Source organism: Ktedonospora formicarum (assembly GCF_016587355.1).
Lineage (GTDB): Bacteria > Chloroflexota > Ktedonobacteria > Ktedonobacterales > Ktedonobacteraceae > Ktedonobacter > Ktedonobacter formicarum.
In genome coordinates this window covers 39398-56108 of the sequence record NZ_BNJF01000006.1, presented here as the reverse complement: position 1 = coordinate 56108, position 16711 = coordinate 39398, and the positions used below count along the sequence as shown (strand labels likewise).

General features: G+C 49.1%; 13 protein-coding genes and 1 CRISPR repeat array. Of the genes, 3 read left to right on the top strand and 10 right to left on the bottom strand.

Annotated elements, in window-relative coordinates:
• Position 1: 1 nt before the first annotated feature.
• The 3 genes from K3T82_RS38240 to K3T82_RS38230 all read right to left on the bottom strand — a co-directional run bounded on the left by K3T82_RS38240 (position 2) and on the right by K3T82_RS38230 (position 4287).
• Entirely contained in the window at positions 2 to 1213 is a 1212-nt protein-coding gene (locus K3T82_RS38240; RefSeq protein WP_220198772.1) for a type III-B CRISPR module-associated protein Cmr3, read from the bottom strand.
• Positions 1210 to 3267 carry a type III-B CRISPR-associated protein Cas10/Cmr2 gene (gene cas10, locus K3T82_RS38235; RefSeq protein ID WP_220198771.1) on the bottom strand — a complete coding sequence of 686 codons (2058 nt, stop codon included), beginning with the start codon at positions 3265 to 3267 and terminating at the stop codon, positions 1210 to 1212. Before cas10 ends, K3T82_RS38240 begins: the two co-directional genes overlap by 4 nt.
• Positions 3268 to 3408: 141 nt before the next feature.
• Positions 3409 to 4287 carry a CRISPR-associated ring nuclease gene (locus tag K3T82_RS38230; protein WP_220198770.1) on the bottom strand — a complete coding sequence of 293 codons (879 nt, stop codon included), beginning with the start codon at positions 4285 to 4287 and terminating at the stop codon, positions 3409 to 3411.
• A gap of 56 nt (positions 4288 to 4343) precedes the next feature.
• On the opposite strand from K3T82_RS38230, the gene K3T82_RS38225 reads away from it, so the two are divergent.
• Both K3T82_RS38225 and K3T82_RS50470 read left to right on the top strand, forming a co-directional pair.
• On the top strand, positions 4344 to 5510 hold the full coding sequence (locus tag K3T82_RS38225) for a CRISPR-associated protein Csx3 (RefSeq protein WP_220198769.1): 1167 nt from the start codon (positions 4344 to 4346) through the stop codon (positions 5508 to 5510).
• A 537-nt stretch (positions 5511 to 6047) separates the two neighbouring features.
• Complete coding sequence (locus K3T82_RS50470) at positions 6048 to 6284, top strand: hypothetical protein (RefSeq protein ID WP_420799389.1); 237 nt, start codon at positions 6048 to 6050, stop codon at positions 6282 to 6284.
• A gap of 880 nt (positions 6285 to 7164) precedes the next feature.
• Here the strand turns inward: K3T82_RS50470 and cas6 are convergent.
• The gene (gene cas6 / locus K3T82_RS38220; protein WP_220198768.1) at positions 7165 to 7560 is read right to left on the bottom strand and encodes a CRISPR system precrRNA processing endoribonuclease RAMP protein Cas6; all 396 of its coding nucleotides are present in this window, start codon (positions 7558 to 7560) and stop codon (positions 7165 to 7167) included.
• A gap of 576 nt (positions 7561 to 8136) precedes the next feature.
• Positions 8137 to 9589: direct repeats of the CRISPR family, unit length 37 nt; unit sequence GTAGCAGGGGCTTCGATCCGACTGAGGATACTGCAAG.
• A gap of 746 nt (positions 9590 to 10335) precedes the next feature.
• Between cas6 and K3T82_RS38215 the strand changes: the two genes are divergently transcribed.
• On the top strand, positions 10336 to 12669 hold the full coding sequence (locus tag K3T82_RS38215; protein WP_220198767.1) for a TIR domain-containing protein: 2334 nt from the start codon (positions 10336 to 10338) through the stop codon (positions 12667 to 12669).
• A gap of 316 nt (positions 12670 to 12985) precedes the next feature.
• On the opposite strand, the gene K3T82_RS38210 is transcribed toward K3T82_RS38215, so the two are convergent.
• The 6 genes from K3T82_RS38210 to K3T82_RS38185 form a co-directional block, all read right to left on the bottom strand.
• Positions 12986 to 13558, bottom strand: coding sequence for an SMI1/KNR4 family protein (locus tag K3T82_RS38210; RefSeq protein WP_220198766.1), 573 nt, complete (start codon positions 13556 to 13558; stop codon positions 12986 to 12988).
• A 728-nt stretch (positions 13559 to 14286) separates the two neighbouring features.
• On the bottom strand, positions 14287 to 14661 hold the full coding sequence (locus tag K3T82_RS38205; RefSeq protein ID WP_220198765.1) for a hypothetical protein: 375 nt from the start codon (positions 14659 to 14661) through the stop codon (positions 14287 to 14289).
• A complete protein-coding gene (locus K3T82_RS38200) occupies positions 14658 to 15110 on the bottom strand; it encodes a hypothetical protein (RefSeq protein ID WP_220198764.1) in 453 nt (150 codons plus the stop codon). The genes K3T82_RS38205 and K3T82_RS38200 overlap by 4 nt, the downstream gene beginning before the upstream one ends.
• Positions 15111 to 15239: 129 nt before the next feature.
• Positions 15240 to 15563 carry a hypothetical protein gene (locus K3T82_RS38195; RefSeq protein ID WP_220198763.1) on the bottom strand — a complete coding sequence of 108 codons (324 nt, stop codon included), beginning with the start codon at positions 15561 to 15563 and terminating at the stop codon, positions 15240 to 15242.
• A gap of 8 nt (positions 15564 to 15571) precedes the next feature.
• Complete coding sequence (locus K3T82_RS38190) at positions 15572 to 16159, bottom strand: transposase (RefSeq protein WP_220198762.1); 588 nt, start codon at positions 16157 to 16159, stop codon at positions 15572 to 15574.
• Complete coding sequence (locus K3T82_RS38185; RefSeq protein ID WP_220198761.1) at positions 16156 to 16704, bottom strand: helix-turn-helix domain-containing protein; 549 nt, start codon at positions 16702 to 16704, stop codon at positions 16156 to 16158. Before K3T82_RS38185 ends, K3T82_RS38190 begins: the two co-directional genes overlap by 4 nt.
• Between the last annotated feature and the right edge of the window lie 7 nt (positions 16705 to 16711).

Genomic DNA, 16711 nt, shown 5'->3' with positions numbered 1-16711 from the left:
ACTACTGTTCCTTCCTTTCTGTTGCTATCGAACCATTATCGCTTGACCAGGTGCCAAGCACTGACAAGCCGAAGCCATCGTATTCCATCTGCTTGTTTTCGTTCTGCTCGTTTTCGCAAAGATTTTGCATCCAGACCTGTTTGATCCATTCTTCAATATCTTCGTCTTTATCATCCTTGTTCAGTTCGAGGAAGAGAACAGTGCCAGCAGGTGCCAATCGTACTGTCGGCTTACAGCAAGTATTAGCCATATCCCAGCCGGAGATAATTTGCGGTCGCTGGATAGCGATTGAACGCAGTGTGATATGTACGCTGCAATTCTTTGCGAGAAACTTCTCTTCTGGCTTATAGCCCTGGGCGAAAAAGGTTGGCGTCAGTAGAATGATCCGGCAGCGTTTGTGTTTAAGAATGCTTGCTATCAGCGCTTTGGGGCATTCAGGCCAGGGCTGGGTACTCTGGTGCCAACTGACGATACGCTTCTCCCCACCAAGATGTCCAAGTCCTGGCAAGAGGTTGAAACCTTTGGTATCGTCAACCGAGACAGCTAAGCCGAGGCGACGCATTTGCCCATTGTGTTTGATGGCAAACTCCAGACCAGAGGTTCCGAATAGAGCGCCATCACGTCCGGTCCGCCGCTCCGAGTCAATACCAACATGTACGCGTTGTTCACGCTGGGGTCCGCTATGGCCGAGTCTGGATGGATCGACGATGCGAGAGGACAGATCATCATTGCGAAGCCAGACTAGAAACTCCTCCCAGTACCAATATCCAGGTGGGGTTTTCATGGGCTTGTCAAATCTCGCGATGAAAGGGCCAACAGGCCAGAGCCCATCCTCAAGATCGGTCAGGGCAGTTGTCGGGATCGAGAGTGGGGAGAGGCGTACCCGTTCGCACTGCTTCTCCTTATTTTCAAAGAGCACGGCATCCGCAGGGGCAGGAACGAGCCAGCGCACATGTTGCTCCTGCCCTGGTTCGTCGGAGAACTCTACGAGGAGTGGGCCGCGTAGAGAGAGTTCTTTCAGTTTTTTGAGCCTATCATCCTCTACAGTAAATACGCCATCTGTCGCCTTGCCTGCGTGAGAGCGCACACCGCCCGCTATAGTAGCGGGAAATGGGAACGGCAAAGATGTCGCGATGATACCAGGTGTCGGGCCAAATGGTCGCCCATCACGAAAGATAAGTGGATCATGTGGCTCAATCAACCATATATTCATCTGCTTCTCTCCTCAACTTTCCGTGGACCTTCCGCCAGTTCGCGCGCATCCGCTAGAGCCTGGGAGATGATGAGGGCATTGATAAACTGCTCAGAGCGCTTATAGAAATCGGGACGTGTCTCACTATGTTCAGCATCTGACACCTTGTTCAGTTTACTATCCCGTAACCCTGCCACCTCTAAGAGCGGAATAAGAAGCTCTTGCGCTCTAACTTTGCCATGACGCATGACCAGCTTTCGTTTGAGAATGCGCTCACTATCGGTGCGTAGAACCTGCTCAAGATCAGGCTTAAGCTCATCTTTTTGCTGGGAAGCCATGTTCTTATCACTCATTTCTTCATGATGCACACGTAAACTGAGACGCTCGCGGAGCGCACGCAGCTCGTAGGCGATTCCACGAGGGAGGTCATCGGCTAACTGATAAGCAATGAGCTGCTCTAGAACCTCTGGCAGTTCTTGCAATGTCTCAGAATCACTCCTATCAAGCAGTATTTCGCGAGGTCCAGCGATCTGATAGGACTCGCCGCTCCGTCTCTGAAGCGTGATCGCGATGGCGTTCTTGCCCGGCACTCGTTTCGCTCGACTCTCGGCATCACGCGCAACGTCCAGCGCCTCTTGCCAGAGCGCGAGATGGTGAACAATAGCAACACCTGCTGAGAGCGTTGATTGCTTGCCCTGCTCATTCTTGAACAGGCGCATAGCTGTTTGATAGTTTTCTGCGAGTTCTTGCACACATGCAAGCATGCTGTGGAGTGGGAGAAGCGCCATAACATCATCGCCACCAGCATAAATGAGCGCTCCCCGGTGTTTCCTGACGGTTTCGCGAACACCTCCCGAAAACAGAGCAAGCGCGCGCGATAGTTGTCGATGTTTATCGATACCAAGATGAGCCTGATGATCAATCACTTCACCCATACCATCTCCGTCTGCTACCAGGATCGCATAGTAAGGAGAGGGAGAAACATTGGAGCCCAGGACACTATTGACCTTGTGAAAGAAGCGTGTAAGAGCCGTTTGTATCTGCGCGAACTGACTTTTGTCGATAGAATAGAGAAGGCGTTCTTCGAAGAGGAGGGAACCATCATGTTCTCGTAGAATAGGTGGCTCCGCAATAGGTTGTCCTCGTCCCCTGTAATAACCATACACAGTTTCCAGCACTTCTGATGTTTCCTGTATGTCTGTGTTCTGGTCCTTATTGCCAGATTTCGCTGCGTCGCGGACAAGGTTCAGATACGTTGTCCATTCCTTCTCAGCCTCTGCTCTTTCTAGCACAGTGAGTTTTTCCAACCGTAAGAGGTAAGGAATGGCGGAAATATGCGAATTGCTGGGATAGTGGGAAGCATCCGCAGGCCCGCCTCTGCGTTTGAGAAGATCAACGCCAGAGAGGCGCTCCGCAGGTCCAGCCCCATAGATAGTATAGAGTTTGAGCGTCTTCTGAAGGCGCCCTTCCCGCGCGTCCTTTGATTGCGGATACATCTCCCATGGAATGACGCTTTCTAGTTGACCTGTAAGCGAGGATTTGGGCTGACTGCCGTGCTTCTTGTCGTCAAAACTAACAGCAGTAAAGTTACGTGTATTCTTACGTGCTGCCAGAAGTGCCTCCAGATCCTTGCGGACAACAGGATATTCGCTTTCGTCCTCGAAAGGTATAGCAACCCAACTATATTCCACGAGTTCATCAACCTGCCTATGCGCAAGCTCATACAGCAGGGAGGCTTCTCCTGGGAAGGTAAGCGCTTTTGATGCGATCTCTTTAAGACGGTTACCAATCGCCAGCTTGACTATTGAGCCCATTTCGCGTGGCGATCCCTGTATTCGGGCAACAATCTTATTAGCGACGCTCAATGTGCTTCCCGCGATAAGGTCATCTTCCCTTGCTGGTGCAGGAAAGATCAAGGTTTCGAGGCTATTTCCTGGCGCTCTCACGATAGCAAGTGCGGCAGCCTTTGAGAGTTCGCTAAGAAGCCAGGATCCAGTATAGAGATCACGTGTGCGACGCGCGCTGGCGATAAAGTCCTGAACGGGGCCAATACTGGCTTCAAACAAATAGGCCATAGGTTTATATGTACCTCTTTCTTGATATCAATTCTGGCGGGCACATGTAACGTAATCCAGCATACTTGGCTTTAAGAGCAAACGCATCATCAAATTTGCTGAAGTTTTTCAGCAAATTTGATGATGTTTTGTAGCTTGTCATCATTTATACTCTTCCTCAGCATAGCGAAAGTAGTTGGCAAATTTCCTGTAAAAAAAGTGGTAGTCCAGGGAGACTGTCGGCTCTATCTCCCAAGCGTTGGCACAGAGGACGAGTAAAGCCGTTTTATGTGAGTTGACGGTCGCGGGTGAGAGGTGTAGTTGTATCGCAACCTGTTGTGTCGCCAATCCTTTGCTATAGGCGCGCAGAACACGCCTTTGCGCGGGAGTTGACTCCTGCTCAACGCGAGCACAACGTGAGTGTTCCAGCGTTTCTACCTGCCTTCGGCGCTCCTGCTGGGCATGCCGAAACGAGTCTGTTTGCGGATAGAAAGGACCAAGCAGGGGAACAGGGACCTCAATCAGGCGAACTCCCGCATCTGCGGGAAAGTGCATCTGGCGTCCATCCGATGCCACATCCTTGACCTGCTGAGGAGTATAGAGGTGCCAGATATGGTCATGACGATCAAAGTTGAGCGAAGCGACAGCGGTGGCGAGCAACGCCATCAGGCGTCGCCCACTACTCACTGAAAGGTGAACGCGATACTCCCGGCGCTTGAGATCTCCAATTAAGCGATGAAACGTGTCGAGCGTTCCGTCAGCTTGATCGTCACCATCAATATCATCGATGGCTGTGCCGTGCCATCGCAGGACATGTGATCTTAGATGAATAACACGTTCGGCAGCCTGGTAGTAATCGCTGATGAACTCAGACTGTATAGAAGAGAGAGCCTGCTGCAAGCGGGGTTGTGCGGGTCTAGGGTGGACAAGAATGACTTCGCCAATTGGGAAACCCTGGGCAAGAAGGAGATCGAGTGTGAAGGTTACGACCTGTGGTTGGCCACCCAGGGTCGCAATCAGAATATGCTTATGAGCAAACAAGGAGCGTTCTCGCAATTCTAATACAAAGCATACAAATGAACTGATGGAGGAAACAGATGCCAAATCTATTACCAGCAGTCCTCATTGGAGGACCAGCCCATGCGGGTAAATCAGTCTTGTTCTATAGTCTGACACAGGCTTTGCGTGAACGCGGTGTACGGCATCACGCTATTCGTGCTTGCCCCGATGGAGAAGGCAACTGGTCCCAGGAATGTGATCCCGAAGTTGTGAGTGAGATTCGGCTACGTGGTCCCTGGTCCAATGAGTTTGTGAGACGCATCTGTCAGGATCTGGAACATCGTTGTCTTCCCTTCCTAGTTGATATGGGAGGTCAACCCAAAGCTTCACAAATTTCGCTCTTCCAGCGGTGTACGCACGCGGTGCTGTTGTTACGCGAAGATAAGCCGGAGGCATCCGTAGACTGGCAAGGTTATGTAGATGCTAATGGTCTTATTCCTCTGGCAAAAATATTCTCGCGCCAATGGGGTGAATCGCTAGTGACCACCAGAACTCCCACACTTGAAGGTGTTCTGACACATCTGGAACGTGGCAATCAGGTTCGCGTGAAGGGGCCACTCTTCGACTTCCTTGTTGAGCGGATCGCGACCCTCTTTGCATCATATGAAGTACATGATCTGGAACGCGCAGCCTTCGAACAGGCACCAGGCGAGGTGCTCAACCTGTACGATGCGCTTCACGCCTTTGATCCCAAGACGAGTATTTGGCAACCAGAAATGTTGATGCCATTCCTCGCAGGAATGCAGCCAGGTCCACAAGCTTTGTATGGCGCAGGACCGAATTGGCTTTATGCTTCCATCGCCGCTCATACAAACCGACAAGCGCTTTACCTGTATGATCCGAGGCATCCCTTTGGCTGGATGCAGCCCGCCCAGGTCCAATTCGGCACAGAGCCCCACCCTGAGTTACAGATTGCGACGCAGGAACGAGATGATGCGACAGTGCTCTCTATCACCATTCCTTCGACTCACCTGGAATACTTCCAGCCTGGGCCAATCACTTTCCCACCTCTTCCTCTTCATAAGGGTCTGATCATTAATGGTAGATTGCCTTACTGGCTATTGACCGCGCTCGTTCGCCTGTATAAAGATGCAGGGATGTATTGGATTGCACCTTATCATGTCCCATTGCAAAGTGGCGTTATCGCCTATTCCCGAGACCCAGATCAGCACCCAGGAGACCGTATCAGTTACAAAACAGTATAAGTGAATATTAACATTCAGTACAACAAAATCCTGTAAATGGTTACAAATGGCTATTAGCGCATTAAAGTGTTTTAAAGCAAAAGAGGAAGAGTACCTAGTATAGGGAGGAGTGCGCATCTGCGACGTCGTAATGCCTCCCTATATTTTTAACAACGGCCCAATACTAAATCAATAGACCCTCCCAAGCCTTTTTGAGCGCTTGTGGGAGCTTGATTCGAAAACCGCCACACCACCAACGGAATATAGGGCCTAAAGCGCCCTGATAGAATCATCGGGCGCCCTAAATACATATAAAATTATCCAACACACATTTTATATTTTCGAAAATCTTCCGGCTTTTGGCGCAAAAAACGATTTTCGAAACAGTGCACTATCTGGTATACTAAATAAGAAGCATTCGAGAGATTCGACGCGCTGAGACGCCCAGGAAACAGCCTCAATAACTCAGAATGAGAAAACACTCCACCCACTATTCACAATAAGTATCTGGTAGCAATGCCTTCGATCCGCTTGAGGATCCTGGAAGGCGCCGCTCACGTGGGAGCACTTATATTGGTGCAACGTAGCAATGCCTTCGATCCGCTTGAGGATCCTGGAAGTATACCTGGGGTCATTGAAGTTCTTAAGATCATCCATGTAGCAATGCCTTCGATCCGCTTGAGGATCCTGGAAGAGACTGGATTACGCGTGATCTGTTTGAGCCACAACTCACGTAGCAATGCCTTCGATCCGCTTGAGGATCCTGGAAGTGATGGACAGCGGCGGTTAGTGTAAGGGTAGTCGAACCGGTAGCAGTAGCTTCGATCTGGTCGAGGATCCTGTAAGTACACACCATCGCCAGCAAAATTAAACCATCTGCACAATGTAGCAGGGCCTTCGATCCGCCTAAGGATCCTGGAAGTCTTCGTCAAGGATCATGATGTGTTCGTCGGAGAGAGGTAGCAGGGCCTTCGATCCGCCTGAGGATACTGGAAGTGCGCCTTTGCCCTGGCTCCAATCGGGCTTGTGAAGTAGCAGGGCCTTCGATCCGCTTGAGGATTCCTGGAAGAGGTGAGTGTCGCCAGGCCAGCGACGATCTGCGAGACGTAGCAGGGGCTTCGATCAGCTTGAGGATCCTGGAAGTGGCAGGACGCGACTTCTGCTCGGCCTAACCGCGCTTTGTAACAGGGGCTTCGATCCGCCTGAGAATACTGGAAGCTACCTGGGGATCAACAGCATGGCCGATAGCACAGGCATGTAGCAGGGCCTTCGATCCGCCTGAGGATACTGGAAGAACTCACGTGGTGGTCCTTCTGGTAAGTACATCATTGTAGCAGGCCCTTCGATCCGTCTGAGGATACTGCAAGAGGCAGAGGAAGCCGAGCATGCCCACCGAAATGAGAACCGTAGCAAGGGCTCCGACCCGGGGTAGGGTCCTGAACACGCCGCGCAGGGAATCCCTTGCTAAACCATACAAACTGTAGCAGAGGTCTTAACACGAGTCAGGATTCTACAAAGATAGTTGTAAAACTGTTGGACAACTATCCAGTATATAGTAGTCACCTTCGGGCCACATGAGGATGCATTGAATATGGTTTGACTTCAAGCACAATAGCCAGGAAAGAAGGGCATCAACTCTTCTCTCCTGGCTATTGTGGCATATGCAGTTGTAGAGCTAAGACTGGATCTGGTACCAGCCGTTGCCTTTGACGACATTCTTCCCAACGTGAATGAGTTCGTCAAGGGCGAGCAGTTCGAGGAAGGGTTCCAGGTCACCTTCAAAGGTCGCCTCCCCCATCAATCCACTGGTGAGAGTCGTACGTTTCTGGCGATTGGAGTAGCTGCGCAACTCTTGCCAGCATGTGTTGTCAGAGACACAGCGAACGCCGTCAGCTAGGCGTGCAATGGTGTCGCGCTCTTCCTTGCTAAACGCAATTTCGGCGTTGCCGTAATGTTGTTCAAGGGCCTGATAGCGTTCGAGCAGACGGCGAATGAGCGGGCGAAAGCGGGCCTGCTGGACCAGGTGATCCTGGTCGATGAGGCGCAACGGTGTAACAAACAGCAGCGTCATATGCCGCTGGTTCAATTGCTCGGCACGCCGCTTGTAACAGGAAAAAGCCTATCCGTACGGATAAATCCGCTCTTGTCAAGCCGCAGGGTGGAACCAAAGTATTGTTTGATGCTCTCCTAAGCTTCGATCAGTGTCCGATGTAATAGAAATCCTCTCATGCCTCTGCATCCCCGCTCTACAAGCCGTTCCATACCATTCCCACCACCTCTCATAAAGCCAGGTAACAATCTCGTAGCGAAAAAGTGATCAACATCTCAACGAAAAGGAATACCTCCCCTTTTCTGGCCTTTCTTGGGTCCCATCCGAAAATCGCCTCTTTCTCTAAAACAAATAGGATACAATCAGCCCTGATAAGCCCAGATCGGCGCACGTATAGTCCCTTAAGCACTATAATCCGCAATTTCTGTTCGAAAATCCCCTGGCTTTTGGCGCAAAAAACGATTTTCGAAACCTGACGCAATCTGGTATACTAGACGAAGTAATTCAATTAAAATCGATGCTCTGAGACGTCCAGGAAACGGTCTAACCTCATTCAAAGAGGAAAACACACCGCCCACTGCAAACTGCAACTACACGGTAGCAGGGGCTTCGATCCGACTGAGGATACTGCAAGACAGACACGCACCACACGCGCCGTCATCGAAACGAGTAGCAGGGGCTTCGATCCGACTGAGGATACTGCAAGGCCATACGTGTTCAGTACACGCAAGACGACCGAGCACTAGTAGCAGGGGCTTCGATCCGACTGAGGATACTGCAAGCTCCATAGATACCACTTCTGAGGAAGAAGCACGCGATCTCGTAGCAGGGGCTTCGATCCGACTGAGGATACTGCAAGTTGTAGATCAAGAAGGGGACGATCCTGACCTGGGAGTAGCAGGGGCTTCGATCCGACTGAGGATACTGCAAGACGCCGGCCCGGAGCCGTACACGTCGCCACTGTAGAGTAGCAGGGGCTTCGATCCGACTGAGGATACTGCAAGTACCACCACAGACAAGTGGTGCCGCGTGCCGAACGGGTAGCAGGGGCTTCGATCCGACTGAGGATACTGCAAGTACCAGAAGATAATAGCTTCGTCCTGGTAGAGCATGATGTAGCAGGGGCTTCGATCCGACTGAGGATACTGCAAGACGCTAACGCGCTGACAGAAGAGCCAAAGTTGTTTGGTAGCAGGGGCTTCGATCCGACTGAGGATACTGCAAGTTTCTCGCTGCTGCGCTCGTCGTCGCCGCTCCTCCTGAGTAGCAGGGGCTTCGATCCGACTGAGGATACTGCAAGGATCATGCGCGCCAGCTCGTCAAAGTGACCAGCCAGGAGTAGCAGGGGCTTCGATCCGACTGAGGATACTGCAAGTGGCTGTCATTGACGAGTTGCGCGACCTGCACCCCGTTAGGTAGCAGGGGCTTCGATCCGACTGAGGATACTGCAAGACGCGATCGCGAATGCGCTGCTCTTCGGCCGTATTGGTAGCAGGGGCTTCGATCCGACTGAGGATACTGCAAGCATCGTCACAGATGGGGATGATCTGGCGCGGCCAGACCGTGTAGCAGGGGCTTCGATCCGACTGAGGATACTGCAAGTTCGAGGCCAGGACCGTACGGACGAAATCCGATCTGCGGTAGCAGGGGCTTCGATCCGACTGAGGATACTGCAAGACTCTCCAAACAAGGGATCACGAAGACCGGCACCTCAGTAGCAGGGGCTTCGATCCGACTGAGGATACTGCAAGAGCCAGTGATCCAGAAGCCCTCCCTCCCGCGTCCTGGCGTAGCAGGGGCTTCGATCCGACTGAGGATACTGCAAGAATAAGAAACCAATCGCTACAATGCTTTGAATCGCCTGTAGCAGGGGCTTCGATCCGACTGAGGATACTGCAAGCTTCTTCGCCTGCACCTTTGGCTGGCATAGGTGGCGCAGTAGCAGGGGCTTCGATCCGACTGAGGATACTGCAAGTGGAGAGGAGTACAGTCAACCAGCGCGTACAGATCGGCGTAGCAGGGGCTTCGATCCGCTTGAGGATACTGGAAGGTTTTCTACGTAAAACTTGAACGTCGCATAGAAGCGCGTAGCAGTGCCTTCGATCCGGTACAGGATCCTGGAAGGCATAATGCGGGTGATGGGTGTCTAGAGCTGCTCGGTAGCAAGGCTTTCGATCCGACTGAGAATCCTGAAAGTGGATGCGGGACGTAAAGGCATGCAGCAGGGATGCAATCAAATTGCAGCTGAAAATTCCTTATGGATCGAAATGGCTCGACAGAGAGCAACTCGATCCAGGACAGAAGTAGTCGTAGAGTATCTCTCCCAATAAAACAAAATATGGCCCACTATGGCTATTTCTAAATGATCCTAACTTGGCAAAATTTTAAATAAGCCTGATACGGTCTTTTTCAAAAACTCATGCCTTTCAATACACTTTACCTATGTGTAGCGGCATCTCCGGTTTTAGTTGATATACAAACAAAACGTTGAATGAATTCATGCATTACTCTCTAAGCGCGAATATGCTTGTAACACAAAAGCATACCAACATATAATTTCAGTATTCGCATACCGAATAAGGAGAGAAATTGCCCCCCATGCTCGTCACATAGAAAAAACTGCAAGAAAGAGAGATTTACTCATTCATGCGATTGTCTAGCGAGACCCTAAACCCTTCATTTCTTCCTGTTTCAACGAGACCGCACAAATTGAATCCTAAATCCGTGCTCTTCTGACACTCGATTCGCGAACAAAAGGCATATTTGTTACATTTATATAGGAAATGGACAGTGCTCATGAAGCTAGTTTATTCTTCAGCACCTGCAGATTACACCTTCCGCGAACAACTCTCGGTGCGGCTCAATTTGCTCGTTCAAAGGGGCTTACTCACAGAATGGCATGAGCAACACATCCCCCCTGGTGCTGATAGAGGATCAGAACGTCACAACGCCTGGCAGTCCGCAGATATCCTTCTTCTTCTCCTGAGTGCAGACTATTTTGCTTCCGATGATTACCAGAGCAACGAAATGCAATTGGCGTTGAAACGGCACCAGCTTGGACAACTACTTATCATTCCCCTCCTCATACGTCCTTGTGATTGGAAATCAACCACCATTGCGCATTTACAATGCTTGCCTCGAGACGAAGTACCTGTGGCGACCTCAGCAAATCGGGATGCAACACTTCTCTCTATAGCACAGGAGATTCAGCAGCGTATCGTCTCACAGCCTGCATCCACAAAACCTCTCTCATCAGATCAACTCACAACTCGGCAACGCTTACTCAAACGAGTGCGTACAATTTGGATTGAAGGTTTACTTGAGCAATCACTTCAACATGCAACCTGGGTTGATTTACATTTACAAAAGCAACCATATGGTCTAGAGAACCCCTGGCGTTTAATGGTGCAAGAACTAGACCGTGGACCCCGTCCATTACCTCCAGGAACAAATATTATCCAGGTGTTTGATGAAGCCGATGAGGAATTACTCATTCTTGGCGAGCCAGGGTCAGGAAAGACCACTCTGCTGTTATATCTGACGCGCACTCTTCTAGATCGTGCTGAAGCCGATGAGCACCGCCGCATACCAGTGATTTTTAATCTTTCCTCCTGGACACGACAACGGCTTCCACTCTCCGAGTGGCTTATTGAAGAACTGAAGATACGGTATCAGGTGCCAGGAAAAATAGGGAGAGCGTTGGTGGAGGCCAATGAAATATTCCCTTTGCTCGATGGTCTCGACGAGGTTGCAGAGTCAGCTCGAGAGGCTTGCGTTCAGGCAATTGTATCCTACGCACAAAGAGAGCAAGACCATATTTCTCTCATCATTTGTTGTCGCACTGAGGAATATCAAGCAATCTCAGTACAACTTCCCTTACAGTATGCCATCATCCTTCTGCCTTTCTCAGATGAGCAAGTTGAAGCCTATCTTTCTAGCGTCTCAGGTCAACTTGAGACACTCCGTCAAGTTCTACGCGAGGATAAAGATCTCTTCGAGTTAGCACACCGACCGCTAATGCTTTCGATTTTCGCACGAGCCTACCATGGCGAAACTTCGGTCGAACTCTCAACCCCAGCGACGCATGAAGGGTATCCTCGCGCACTCTTCAAGCAGTACGTAAAGCATATGTTAAAGCGGCGAACACAATTGCAACATGGCACTGAGGAGCAGGTTCATCGCTGGTTATCCTACTTTGCAACCCAGTTACATGATCAGCAACAGACAATCTTTGCAGTGGAAGAACTTCAGCCAACATGGCTTCCAGAGAAATACCGTTCCAGGTATCGCTGGTGTATGATTCTTACCTATGGATTGGCCTTTGGCCTGCTCTTCGGACCGGTCTTTGGGCTCACCTTTGGTGCTATCTATGGGCTCATCTTTCAAACGCTCGCAAGATTCACCTTTGGTCTTACATTTGGCCTTATTTTGGGCATAGTTGGAGGAATAGCTGGTGGGTTAGTCTTCGGTCTGGTGTACAAATACCACCAGGTGATCCAATCTGCAGAAATTACCGTCTGGTCGCCAGCATCGGCCAAAAAAGGGCTTCTGGTTGGAGTTCTAGGAGGGCTGGTCTTTGGCTTAGTTGGTGGATTCGTTGGGTGGGTAGTCGCAGGGCCAATCGCAGGAGTCATACTAGGGTGTATCGTGGAAGGTATTATGGGGTCGGTAGGAGGACTTGTTGGAGGATTATCACCAACCCAATTACCCGAAAGAACCTCACTGTCTCCGAACGAAGGCATATGGCGCTCAGGAAGACGCGGTATGATTGCGATGCTGTTCCTTGTACTGGTCGTTGGGTTAGCTGGGGGGTTGATGGTTGGGTTATTTGGAGCATCAATTGGAAATCTCATCTATGCACTGGTTTTTGGCCTCGTCTTCGGATCGGGGGGAGGGCTGATATTCGGGCTGTTCTTTGATCTAGTGGGAGGGCGTACAGGGCTTGCTGCCTTTTTGCAACACTTCGTACTCCGCCTTTTCCTCTGGCGACTCGGGCTGCTACCATGGGATCTTATTGCATTTCTTGATGAAGCAACTGAGAGGCTTCTTTTACACAAGGTGGGAGGAAGCTATATATTTGTGCATCGTCTGCTTCGTGATGTCCTTGCATCGCAGAATAATGAGGCATGACCACACTGATCGCACATCGCCTTAGTGTATTAGGAGGCATAAAAAGACGAGGAACAATGATAGAAGTTTTGCTCCTCGCTTTTTTGAAGCAGAATCAAGGAGAGTGAAAGTCCTCGATACGAGAAATTAACCACTCTCCTGAAGCGCTTCCATTAGCTTGCAATGCGGAACGACGTTTTATTTTTGTCCATTGGTGGTGAGTCGATTTTATATAGTTCTAACCTCTAAGATGCCAAATTGGATGTCAAAATTTCCACCGCATGGCTTGCTATACAAGTAAGGTTATGGCTGTAGTATATTGCAGTTGTAAAAACAACTACATGCGGGCACCTGCTAGCCTATTTTCAAACCACTTTTCTAATGATGCTGCGACACATTCATTTCGCTCGTTGAAGAGCCGACCGCTGATTGCATCAATAGAGGTAAAACATGTGCAACCATGGTAACAGAGCGGAAGCATATATGTAGGCCAAGCATGATCTGGTAGTTCATAATGATAACTTTGGATCGCTCTCTCCTCCCAGACATTGCCCAGGTTGTACCAAACGTTCAATGTACATGGAATCTCTTCATAATCTTCCAAGTGAAGAAGTGTTTGCGCTTCAGAAATCTCTCGCCGGTACGATTGCACAATATCAAGTTTGGGACCGTCGAATAATGAGGGAGTGGTCATGCGAAAGCCGCCTGGTGTTCCGACAATACCTTCACCAGGGCCAAAACCACCATTGGCGATCTCTGTGTAGAGGAGTCGCAGCAACGGTGGTAATGGGAAGCCCAGTTGTCGCTCGGTTTCTTGAACCTGTTCTTCTGTAGCTGGAGGAAAGATAGATGGTCGCCAATGAGCGCGAATACGGGTGAGGAGATCGTCATATTGATGATCTGAATCCATTTCAACCTTCTTGAGTAACATGAGGAGCGCAAGGAATAAGCCTTACTGTTACGGCTTTCATTTCACTTGCCACTCGACATACATTGATCAGTTCTATTATACCTTATTTCTTAGGCTTTGTATGTGTTGTGAATCTATAGCTTGCCATTGATGCAGATGAAGGGATTCGACGGAGCTTGTTTGCGATACTGTTTGTCATCGTTCTCTTGGCGCTCTAAATCTAGTCTTCGCGTTTGTGTGTATTGGTTTGTTCTTATGCAAGTTTGTGTGTATTGCTGTACTTGCTGTACTAATTTTTAGGTTTGTGGTGTTTTATGACTTGTTAGGGACGGTTTGGGGATCGCTTTTGTATCTCTGATGGGAAGTATTGGGCAAATCTCGAATATATCCTATTGCTCTTTTGTGCTGTCGTGTTCCACTATCCATCTAGCGATGAATAAACCTATAGCCACAACAACTGATAGGACAACGATATTAAATGGATTAAGTTTATTGACTGGATTCTTCGTTCAAATGTCTAATACAATCCATATTAGCCCAATAAAAATTCCCATTGCCATTGGGAATACCCAATGTTCAACTCGTCTTCTTCTCATAGAAGATCTACTATTTTATCGTTAGCCATTAAAGGGCAGTCCTATCTTGATCGCGTAGATCAGGATTTTGATGCGGAAGTGATACGGAAACGAGTATACCAAGTTTTGCTTTCAGCATATGATTTGAAATTACTATTTTTTCTCTTTATCTATCTTCTCTGCTTGAGGGTTCAAATCTCGATAACGGCGCAAAAGCTCTTCAGCATCTTTAATATTATTTGACTCAAGTGAAATTTTCGTCCCTTCAATATCTATTGATATTTTTATTTCCGATTTTTTGCGCGTTGCCCTTAGAAAATATACTAATGTCCTTATTGTACTGTAAAGAGAAGACGTGATAATAAGCAGCGATGCGCTTGTGAGTGTAATATTGTCTGCTATCGGATAAATATTGATTATCCCTAAACCATTCAATATTTGTATGGTGAGGAGGATTATGGCTATTACGCCAGCAATAGCAGTTGTCACGCCAACTGATGAGATTAAATTTTTACTGCTATCTTTCATGAATTTGTACCCCCAAATGCAAGTATTTTTGCCATAAGGGAATTTAAAATAAATAAGGCGATACTAGCAGCTAACATAAGCCATCCAATTGGATTAGATGGAGTAGATGTGAGTAAATTAATTCCCCACCCCGTAAATACTGTTGATATTAGGATAAGTATATCTCCAAAGAATGACAGTATTTGGCCATTTTTCTTTCTTTCTGTTAATTTTATATTGCTTTGCTCAAGGGCCTTCCGCATAAAATCGATCTCTTGCTCTTTGAGCTTTAGTTTTGTAAATAAGTCATTACGTTCTTCCAGTATGGATTTTGCTTCAGCTTCTTTTTGACGAAGATCGTTTATAATTTTTTCGTGTTCTTTCTCTTTTTGAAGTGAAGCTTTAAGCTTTTCCCTTATCGTTATTAGTTCTGTCGATGGATCGTGATAATTATTTCGTTTTGCCCCCATTTAGGGTACTCCAATTATCTTTTTGCATTTAAAATATTGCATATTATGCTTTAATTATAGCATAGTTATTGTATCAAACTTAAATAATTTTTAGCGCTTTTAGCCTTGAATGCAAATCCGCAATAGATGTCAAAATGGATGCCAGGATTTCTCCTGTAAGGCTAGCCATGCACGCAAATTGTGAATGACCTCATCACAGTAGGTCTGAAAGAGTTGCTCCATTTCTTCTCCAGAGACAGTATGTCTTTTTGGGTTACCAACCAGAAACCAGAGGTGACGTGCGGCATCTCTACTGACCTGCTGCTTCACATGAGGATCGTTATCACTGACTTCCAGCCATATCTGAGTGATCGCATCCATAGTCAGAAGACGTATCGACAGACGCTCATGCGAAAGAAATGTCTCCAATAAAGAGATATAAGCAAGTTGGCGCGAAGTACCTAAGTGGTGCATCCACCAAATTAACGGACATTGGCCGGGATGGCAATCCCAGATGAACGACGAGGGCGATGACGCCGCCTTCGCCCCCAAACGAAAGGATGACGATGAGCGTTCCAGTAAACTGTCGCTCGATCAATAGCATCGCAGACCTGTTCCCAGGTCTCGAAGCGCCGCCCTTTGAGCGCCAGGGAACGCAGCGTTTTCCACCAGGGCTCAATCAGGTTCAAGTAAGCGGCATAGGTCGGCTGGAAGACGAATTCCCAACGCGGATACTGCAAAGCAAACAGCAGAACATCGGTTGCCCGATGCATTGCCAGATTATCCAAGATCGCGTAGATGCGTTCGACGCTTTGGGGAACCCACTGCTCAACCAGGTTGAGAAAATCGATCCAGTTTTCCGTCGTTCGCCGGTCGTAGGGCCTCGTCAACGCCTCGCCAGTGGCAGGTTGAAAGGCACCAAAGATATACCCCTTGGCCCGGCGTCCATAGTCGATCTCCTGGCTGGCCCGCTCGGCGGGCTTGCCCTTCTCTGGAGCGGGATGAGCATGAACCAGTTTCTTCCCCAGAAAACTTTTCGCCGACTCAGGGCCCATTTCATCGAGATTCACGACGGTGCTCCTCTTTGGTGGAACCGTGTAGAGGGTGGTAATGAGCCCCTTTTTTTGGCGAAGTCGGGATCGACCCGTTCGCCAAACCAATGCTCATCTTTGCGCCATCGCAGCCCTTCCGCCTGCAAGATTTCGTTGATCCGGCTACGCTTGATGGCGATCCCTTTTTCCTCATTGAGGTACACCTCAAGCCGATCTAGGGTCCAGTGCCCAAAGGGCAAACCGAGGTCATCGGGCTTGGTAAGAGCGGTCGCCACCACGACTGAGACCTCCTGGGGACTATATGTTGGCGGTCGTCCGGTTCGGTCCTCATCGAAGAGTCCAGGTAATCCTGCCTCGTTAAAGCGATGGAGCCAGTTGCGCACGGTATTCTCCGCGACTCCTAACCGGGTCGCGATCTGGGGAACACGCTGCTGTTCGCTCGCCCATTGCACTATCCTGGCTCTTTCTACCTGCCTTGCTGGCGCTGTTCTAGAACGGCTCAAATGCTCTATCATCTTGCTTTCTTCGTCAGTCATCGCTCGTACTTGTAAAATCTTTGGCATGGAACAC

Bases quoted from the DNA above. Each gene is read 5' to 3' on its own strand.
- K3T82_RS38225 (WP_220198769.1), top strand. From the start codon at position 4,344: ATGCCAAATCTATTACCAGCAGTCCTCATTGGAGGACCAGCCCATGCG.
- K3T82_RS38185 (WP_220198761.1), bottom strand. From the start codon at position 16,704: ATGCCAAAGATTTTACAAGTACGAGCGATGACTGACGAAGAAAGCAAG.
- K3T82_RS38200 (WP_220198764.1), bottom strand. From the start codon at position 15,110: ATGGGGGCAAAACGAAATAATTATCACGATCCATCGACAGAACTAATA.
- K3T82_RS38215 (WP_220198767.1), top strand. From the start codon at position 10,336: ATGAAGCTAGTTTATTCTTCAGCACCTGCAGATTACACCTTCCGCGAA.
- K3T82_RS38205 (WP_220198765.1), bottom strand. From the start codon at position 14,661: ATGAAAGATAGCAGTAAAAATTTAATCTCATCAGTTGGCGTGACAACT.
- K3T82_RS38240 (WP_220198772.1), bottom strand. From the start codon at position 1,213: ATGAATATATGGTTGATTGAGCCACATGATCCACTTATCTTTCGTGAT.
- K3T82_RS38195 (WP_220198763.1), bottom strand. From the start codon at position 15,563: ATGCACCACTTAGGTACTTCGCGCCAACTTGCTTATATCTCTTTATTG.
- cas6 (WP_220198768.1), bottom strand. From the start codon at position 7,560: ATGACGCTGCTGTTTGTTACACCGTTGCGCCTCATCGACCAGGATCAC.
- K3T82_RS38210 (WP_220198766.1), bottom strand. From the start codon at position 13,558: ATGGATTCAGATCATCAATATGACGATCTCCTCACCCGTATTCGCGCT.
- cas10 (WP_220198771.1), bottom strand. From the start codon at position 3,267: ATGGCCTATTTGTTTGAAGCCAGTATTGGCCCCGTTCAGGACTTTATC.